Origin of the sequence: Clostridium sp. LS, from assembly GCF_002760435.1 — a bacterium.
Taxonomy (GTDB): Bacteria; Bacillota; Clostridia; order Clostridiales; family Clostridiaceae; genus Clostridium.
Map to the genome: position 1 here is coordinate 39,324 of NZ_AUUU01000259.1, position 8,301 is coordinate 47,624.

An 8,301-nucleotide genomic window follows, 5' to 3' on the forward strand; every position below is an offset into this window, starting at 1 on the left:
TTTTAAAATATTCTATCAATTTTATTAAAAATAAAAACTACCCATAAAAAATGAGTAGTTTATTTTAACCTTGTATAGAGTATTTATTCTTAATTTGTTGCTTTGTTTTACCTACAATTAATTTAATGTATAAATTTTTATACTAGAACGTTAAGTCCTAAATTATTTATATACTTCATATATTTATTATATATTTTTTTCTAAACTTAATTAATTTCTTTGTTTCTTAATATATTAAATTTGGAGGTTTACTCATTATGAGAAATATTCTTGTAACTCCTGAATCCTGGTTTCTAATTGGTGTTCCAATTATGTTTTTACTTGGTTCACTATTTCACTTTGCATTTGAGTGGAGTGGAAAATCAATTATCGTTGGAATTTTTACCCCTGTTAACGAAAGTATTTGGGAACACTTAAAACTTTCTACCTACCCCACTTTCATTTGGTACATATCAGGTTTCCTATTGTTTCAAAATAAGATTAACTATTATAAATGGAGCATTTGCTGTGTTATTTCAGTTATTGTTAGCGCTGTTGTTATAACTTGTTTTTACTATACTTACACCGGTGCTCTTGGAATACATTCATTATTACTTGATATCTTTTCATTGTTCCTAGGTCTTTTTATAGCTCAGTGTCTATCACTTCACCTTTATAAATATATGAAAATAACTATTTTCGACTATTATATCTCTTCACTAATAGGTTTGTTAATAATACTCTGCTTTACACTTTTTACTTTCTTTCCACCTAAATTACCAATTTTTATGGATCCTATCACAAAACAATATGGACTTCAGTAAATAAATTAGCAATATCATAGTTAAGATACATTCATATAATAACCTAATCTTTTAAATTGTATGTATATTTTATGCACAAAATGGGCACCAAAATTATATATATATCTTATGAATTAATAAATATTAGCATTTGTACACTTAGCCACTTTATAAGTATTAAATCATCTTTCTAAATCTCATTATATACACTATAATATAAAAGAAAGCACAGAACTTACTTTAAGTTTATGCTTTCTTTTTTGTAGAGTTTTATTTTTTATTTTTCCAATACCACTTTGGAAACATTATAGAGAATGCAATAAGCATCGTTGTAGAAATGTTAGAATAAAATGTACTTAGTGCATAATATGAACTCATAGATACATTCTTAAGAAGAACAACTCTTAATGCAGCTTGAGCAATATTTAAAATTGTCCACGCGATTGTTATTATTCTCCATACAGATTTATATTTAGGTTGTTTTTTTACTTCTTCAGAAACATTTTTTAAATAACTTTGTTCAACTATTATCTCAATCAATGTTTTCTCACAAAATAATGAGCCAAAGAAAATTAATGCAATTAATAAATCCTGAATAATAGGTGCCACGAAATAAAAACTAGGATTTTTTGATATAACGCTTCCTATTATTCCAACTCCTGAAAAAACAGCACTCATTGTTGCAAGAGCATTAACTTTGTGTTGCTTTATATAATCAATTAATACTACTCCAATACTCCACGCACCAGATAATATTATTCCATTAAGAGTCATTCCATACTTATCTAAAACTGAAAATATTAAAACTGGAATAATTGCGCTTACAATAAAATCTTTATTAAATATATTCTTCAATACTGGATATTTTTTATTTGAATTGCTTGATACTTTTTCCATAATACCCTCCATAATTTTACCATTTATTCATTAATTTCACTTTTAATAATATCAAAACACATTTAATTACTCAAGCTTGCATTATATTAAATTATTTATTTATCTAACTAGGCTTGTGCACTAAATAGGAAAAACTTAAGCTACTAGTCCTAATTTGGAAATAAATGAATCTAAACTTATCCCGTTATCCGTACAAGTATGTGCAAAACTAACTATTTGTACCAAATAGTTGTTGCGGAAGTAAGATATTGTATCCTCTAAAGTTTTTAATTTGAGTGTTTTACTATTTTTTACTCTGAAAATTTCGAGAAAAGTATATGTTAGAAATAATACCATGCTCCAATATCTATTTATTGATTTTGATGATTCTACTTGAAACTCATCAAAACCAAGAGATGATTTATGATATCTATAGCTTACTTCAATATTCCAGCGTTTTTCATAGTAAGAGATTATAGTCTGATTATCTAACGATATATCCGTACTTAGTAAAAAGCAAGGATTATCAAATAAATCTTGTTTAGTCCAACTTATAAGTATAACTGCATTTTCGATGTCATTAAGTTTTCCCTCATATCTATAAACGTAATATTTATTGTTACTAGCTGTAACGATGCTAGTTTCATTAGGCCTAATGTGCTTTGAAAACTTACCGACACCAATTTTTATGCCTGCTGGATATATAACTCTATTAGATTTAATTCTTCCTATGCTGTGACAACCACTTACTGAACCGTGAAGCAAAATATTTGCTGAAGTATACCATGAATCAATCAGCAAATAATTAGTTTTTGTAGCTGGAGTAAATTCATTTATCAATTCTATAGCTAGTTGTTGTTTATCCTTAAACTTTTTAGGATTATTCTTAAAAACATTTTTGCGCTGATACTGTTTAAAGTTTAAGTTAATTATAGAAGTTTAATTTTAAAATCGATTGGAGGACTTTATACTTGAATTACGTGAAATTTAGCATATATGAGCCAATTAAAAATAGCAGACTCCTTCGTTATTAGGAATCTGCTATTTTTGAATTCACTATAATTACATTTCAGATAATTTTTTTAAATGTTTTTCTGAAATTTCTTTAACTTTATTTACACGTCTTGCATATTTTTCTACACTTCCAGCATGTTCAGTAGTCATCCACGCCTTAACAATTTCCATAGCTATTGCTGAGCCAATTATCTTTCCTCCAATACAAAGAACATTTGTATCAGAATGCTCACGAGCTAAGCTTGCGCAAAATGGATCTTGGCATACTGCTGCATAAATTCCATAAATCTTGTTTGCAATCATAGCACTACCGTATCCAACTCCATCTACAAATATTCCCCTGTCTGCTTTTCCTTCTGCAACTGCCATTGATGCTGGATAAATATAATCTGGTAAATCACAAGCTTCTTCATTATGAGTCCCAAAATCTATTACCTCATGCCCTTGAGATTGTAAATATGCTTTTATCTCTTCCTTTAAACTAAATCCTGCGTGATCATTTGCCATTGCTATTTTCATAATATACCTCCAAGTTATATATTATTGTTGTACTTTTATTGATAATTCCAAGTAGTTTTATATTTTTCAATAACTCAAACTCCCCCAAAAGTATAACATAGATATTTCATTATTAATATAGTCCTCAAAATCAATTCTATATAACTATGAGATTTGTATTTCCTTTTATATACTTTTTCTTTTAGAATACCATTTAGGAAACATAATAGAAAAAGCTATCATAAGAGGAGTTGAAATATTTCCATATGCGGTACTTATAGTATAATAAGTGCTTACTGATACAGAATACAATAATACAATTCTTACTGCTGCTTGACTAACAGTTAAAACACTCCATGCTATAGAAAGGAATCTACAAGTTGATTTGAATTTTGGGTTGTTTTTTGTCTCTCCAGAATCATTTTTTAAATAGCTTTGTTCAATTATTATTTGAATTAATGATTTTTTAAAAAACAAAGACCCAAAGAACATAGCTGCAAGTAAAATATCTTGTACTATTGGAGCTACTAAATAGAATGTAGGATTTTTTGAAATAATAGTTCCAATCAAACCAATTCCAGCAAAAGCTGCACTCATTATAGCAAGGGCATTTAGCTCATGATCTTTAATATAATTAATTAAAACCACACCTATGCTCCACCCTCCCGATAAAACTATTCCTTCAAAAGTCATTCCATATCTATCTAATATTAAAAAAATTATAATAGGAATTATAGCACTTACAACAAAATCTTTATTAAACACATTCTTGATTACCGAACTATTTTTATTTGACATCTTTTCCATGATTATTTCCCCCTTAATTATTTCCCCCTTAATTATTCCCAACTTACATTTGCACTTTTTATATATATTTCTGGATCAATAACATCTTTATCCAGCATTGCTTGAGTATCTTCAGTTATGTATCCTAGACTTACTACTTCTTTCCCTGCACTTCTTAAAGCCTTAAAAAATTCTTTATACATTTCTTTTAATTCCTCATCATATTTAATTTTAGAAATCGCTCCACCTTGTCCACACAAAATAGTTCCAGCTAAATTATCTTTACTCATAACTTCAAAAGTTTTCACAAGACCGTCGAAATTATAATTTCCTGGAAAACCGCAGTTTGAAATCAATACATTTTTAGTTGGATTCTCTTTCTCATAACGCTTAGGATGAATATATTTATCGCCAACTTTTATTATATCTCTCTTAGCTAACGGAATTTTCCTATCCATAAAATCTTTCATTATACCTGTAACAGTGAACACATATAATGGTGTAGCATAAACAGCTATATCTGCTTGTTTTAGCTTTTCTAATAATTCTTCCATATCATCCTTATGAATACACTTTCCTGGAGTTTTAGTCCAACAAGTAAAGCAACCTATACAATGTTTTATTTCTTTATCTTTAAGATATATTGTTTCTGCTTCAACTCCTGCTTCTTCGCAGCCTTTAAGAAATTCAACTAAAAGAACCTCTGTATTTCCTTCTGCCCCTCTTGGGCTGCCATTTATAGCTAATACTTTCATTTTAAACACCTCTCATAAATTTTATTAATTTTCTAATTCCTCTAACGCTTTTATAGTTTCCTCATACCATTCTATTTTTGCTTCTTCAATCTTTTTTCCATAGTTTACTGTGCTAATGTATAGTATCGCACTCTTTTTATCCACATTCTTTAATTGAGAACCGAGTATGTCTGCTATTTCTGAATACTGCTTGAGTTCTTCTTTTGATTTTTCTTTTATTGTTTTAAGTTTTTTTACAATTATTTCTGCTGGTATATCTTTTGATAAAAACATTTTTAATAAAAATTCTGATCTCATTGGTTCTTGTTCCACTGGAAGCATAAGCCATTCTTGTAATTCATCTCTTCCTTTCTGTGTTATTGAATATACATTTTTGGCTGGCCTTCCTTCTGTTTGTTTAACTTCTTTTGTTATTAATTCCTCATCTTCCATTCTCTGAAGTACAGGATATATATGACCATAATTTTCATTCCAAAAGTATCCTATAGAAGAATCGCAAAATTTTTTAATATCATATCCTGAGCCTGACATTAAACTAAGGACTCCTAGTAAAGCATATTTTGTTTTATTAACTTTCGCCATTATATTCACCTCTGATATATTTCTCTCTGATATATTATACTTAAATTATATCACTCTGATATATATAGTCAATATATTTTTCCAACTTTTTTAACTACTATAATTTTATATATCTTTTTTACTCCAGTACCATCTAGGAAATAATATTGAGAATGCTATAAGAACAGGACTGGAAATATTACAGTAAACAGTACTTATTGCATAATATGAACTCATTGATACTGAAAATAATAGAATCGTTCTTATTACTGCCTGACTAATATTTAAAATTCCCCATGATAAGGTAACTATTCTCCAAGCTGCTGCATATTTGGGTTGTTTCTTAAAATCTTCTGGAATGTTACTTAAATAACTTTGTTCAGCAATTATTTGGACTAGTGATCTTTTGCAAAATAAAGAACCTAAGAAAATTATTGCAATTAAAATATCCTGTACAATTGGAGATACTAAATAAAATGCAGGATTATTAGAAATAATAGTTCCTATAACTCCAATACTTGAAAAAGATGCTCCCATTACTGCTAGTGCATTAATCTTATGCTCTTTTATAAAATTTGAAACAACTATACCAATACTCCAAACTCCAGATAATATTATTCCATCAAGTGTCATTCCATTTTTATCAAAGATTGAAAAAATTATTATAGGAATAATTGCACTCATTACAAAATCTTTGTTTAATATATTTTTTAATACTGAATATTGTTTATCTGATTTATTAATTGATTTTTCCATAATTAATCTCCTCCATAAGCCCTTGCTTTTTATCCTTATAACAAGGGCAACTATATTTTTTAAACCTTATTTCCAACTTGAATTAGCATTTTTCATATAAATCTCAGGGTCAATTATATCTTTTGCAAGTTCTGCTTGAGTTTTTTCTAATATAAATCCAATACTTACAATCTCGCGCCCTGCATCCTTTAGTGCTGATATAAATGGTGTAAATATTTCTTTTAGAGCATCGTGTTTATTAATTTCACTAAACATTCCTCCCTGGCCGCATGTAATAACTCCTGCTAAATTTTCCTTTGCTAAAACCTTAAATGTTTCAACAAGACCTGAAAAATTATAATTTCCCGGGAAACCACAATTTGAAATTAATACACTCTTAGTAGGTGATTTCTTTTCATAACGGCTTGGATGAGTATACTTATCATCAACTTTAATTATCTCCCTATTATTTAGCGGAAGCATACGATCCATAAAATCTTTCATGATACCAGTAACCGTATAATAATATAATGGAGTTGCATAAACCATTATATCTGCTTCTGATACTTTCCTTAATAATTCTTCCATATCATCCCTATGCACACACTTTCCAGGAGTTTTTGTCCAGCAGGAAAAACATCCGCAGCAATGTTTTATATTTTTTTCCTTAAGATAAATAGTTTCTACTTCTGCACCTTCCTCCTTGCATCCTTCAAGAAATGGCTTTAACATGACTTCTGTATTTCCTGCTTCCCCTCTTGGACTTCCGTTTAAAGCTAAAATTTTCATTTTAATTCCTCCTTCTTAATTCACCTTCAACATTTTTTAACTTTATATGATTTATTTTTAATCATTATTTTCTTCTGATATATATCACTCTGATATGTTATATTTAGAATTATATCACTCTGATATATAAAGTCAATACTTTTTCCAAATTTTTTTAATATATGCAAAAAAGAGATAGATATAATCTCTACCTCTTTAAACCTATATAACTAAATATTGCTATAAAGCCGCTTTTCTTCTTACTCTAAAATTTAAACAAATCCTTATTCAAAATATTTAGCTGATCTACCCTCCACACAATAATAATAAAAATCAAGTTATTAATCCAACAATAAAGAAAAATATGAAAATGTGAACTGGATAATATATATAAAATAAATACTTTAATCCACACCCCTTTTTTCCATTATAAAGCATCATTAGTGGAGCTGCAAAAATCATCATCCATTGATAATTGTGATAAAACGCTTCCTTAAATGAAAAATTTAAATAGGGTAAAAAAGATAGTGAAAAAATCAAATAAATCAACATCATTTCCTTATGATTATCTCTTAAATAAAAAAACGTAATTCCAAGAACCACAAAAATAAAATTTCCTTCACATAATAATGGGCAAGGTAAAAAAGATAATATAAATTTAGATATTATCTTTGAACTTACAAATTTATAAACGCCTATTGGCAAAATAATTTCGCATACTATCACAATAAATATTACAAAAACTTTTTTATAGAATTCTTCATTTCTCCCCCTTAAAAATTCAAATATTAATATGTTAAAAGCCACCAAAAAGAATGTTTCAAAAATATTATTATATACTGTAGGAAAAGACCTATCACTTATTGATATTTCCCAAGCAATAAGTTTACCTAAAGACATTACTACAGAGAAAAAGTATAATCTTTTAACATAAGTCACTCTATTTCTTGTATAAAAAAAACCTTCAGCCATTGTAAAGAAAAAAAGTGGCGCTGACAATCTTCCAATCCAGGTAAACCAAATTGGAATTCCATTTGACGAAAAAAATTGATGTATATGGTCAACAGTCATTAATATTAATGCAATTATCTTTAATGTAAAATCATTTATACCTTTTTTAGCAACACTATTTGTTAAATACATAATATATCTCCAAATTAATTACACTCTAAATTAAATATTCTATACAATTATATTCCATGTTGTAAATATTATACAAACCCATTTCTGCAATGCATATTTGTGAGTAACTTATTTAAAATTATGCATTAAAAGCACTAAAAGGAAAATAGTTCCAATTCACTTTTCATACTCAAGTTGAAACAAGCAAATTAGGTACAGCCTTACTCTTAGTGCTTTCAGCAATATTTTATAGTCCTTCACAACATTATTATCCATAAATGTATAGGCATGTAATATTTTCTATAAGTACACACTTAAACCTAGATTAAAGATACCAAATATTATAGCTTGACTTATTATATGAATATACTTACATATTTACTAAATCTTCATGTGGATATCTT

General features: G+C 27.9%; 9 protein-coding genes and 1 pseudogene. 1 reads left to right on the top strand and 9 read right to left on the bottom strand.

The window, feature by feature from the left end; all coding sequences use genetic code 11:
* Positions 1 to 257 precede the first annotated feature (257 nt).
* Positions 258 to 803 carry a DUF6512 family protein gene (locus COL3_RS28085; protein ID WP_008427416.1) on the top strand — a complete coding sequence of 182 codons (546 nt, stop codon included), beginning with the start codon at positions 258 to 260 and terminating at the stop codon, positions 801 to 803.
* Between the two features lie 249 nt (positions 804 to 1,052).
* Here the strand turns inward: COL3_RS28085 and COL3_RS28090 are convergent, their stop codons facing one another.
* From COL3_RS28090 to COL3_RS28130, 9 genes and pseudogenes are all read right to left on the bottom strand, one after another.
* Complete coding sequence (locus tag COL3_RS28090) at positions 1,053 to 1,679, bottom strand: VC0807 family protein (protein ID WP_008427414.1); 627 nt, start codon at positions 1,677 to 1,679, stop codon at positions 1,053 to 1,055.
* Between the two features lie 135 nt (positions 1,680 to 1,814).
* A pseudogene (locus tag COL3_RS28095) lies at positions 1,815 to 2,588 on the bottom strand (transposase); the annotation flags it as partial.
* Between the two features lie 132 nt (positions 2,589 to 2,720).
* Positions 2,721 to 3,191, bottom strand: coding sequence for a ribose 5-phosphate isomerase B (gene rpiB, locus COL3_RS28100; RefSeq protein WP_008427409.1), 471 nt, complete (start codon positions 3,189 to 3,191; stop codon positions 2,721 to 2,723).
* Positions 3,192 to 3,356: 165 nt separating this feature from the next.
* Entirely contained in the window at positions 3,357 to 3,977 is a 621-nt protein-coding gene (locus COL3_RS28105) for a VC0807 family protein (RefSeq protein ID WP_008427407.1), read from the bottom strand.
* Positions 3,978 to 4,009: 32 nt separating this feature from the next.
* Positions 4,010 to 4,711, bottom strand: coding sequence for a flavodoxin family protein (locus COL3_RS28110; protein WP_008427405.1), 702 nt, complete (start codon positions 4,709 to 4,711; stop codon positions 4,010 to 4,012).
* Positions 4,712 to 4,735: 24 nt separating this feature from the next.
* The gene (locus COL3_RS28115; protein WP_008427403.1) at positions 4,736 to 5,293 is read right to left on the bottom strand and encodes a PadR family transcriptional regulator; all 558 of its coding nucleotides are present in this window, start codon (positions 5,291 to 5,293) and stop codon (positions 4,736 to 4,738) included.
* A 105-nt stretch (positions 5,294 to 5,398) separates the two neighbouring features.
* Positions 5,399 to 6,028 carry a VC0807 family protein gene (locus tag COL3_RS28120; RefSeq protein WP_008427401.1) on the bottom strand — a complete coding sequence of 210 codons (630 nt, stop codon included), beginning with the start codon at positions 6,026 to 6,028 and terminating at the stop codon, positions 5,399 to 5,401.
* 66 nt (positions 6,029 to 6,094) lie between these two features.
* Positions 6,095 to 6,796, bottom strand: a complete 702-nt coding sequence (locus COL3_RS28125; RefSeq protein ID WP_008427399.1) for a flavodoxin family protein — start codon at positions 6,794 to 6,796, stop codon at positions 6,095 to 6,097.
* A 312-nt stretch (positions 6,797 to 7,108) separates the two neighbouring features.
* Positions 7,109 to 7,918 carry a TraX family protein gene (locus tag COL3_RS28130; protein ID WP_008427397.1) on the bottom strand — a complete coding sequence of 270 codons (810 nt, stop codon included), beginning with the start codon at positions 7,916 to 7,918 and terminating at the stop codon, positions 7,109 to 7,111.
* Positions 7,919 to 8,301 lie beyond the last annotated feature (383 nt).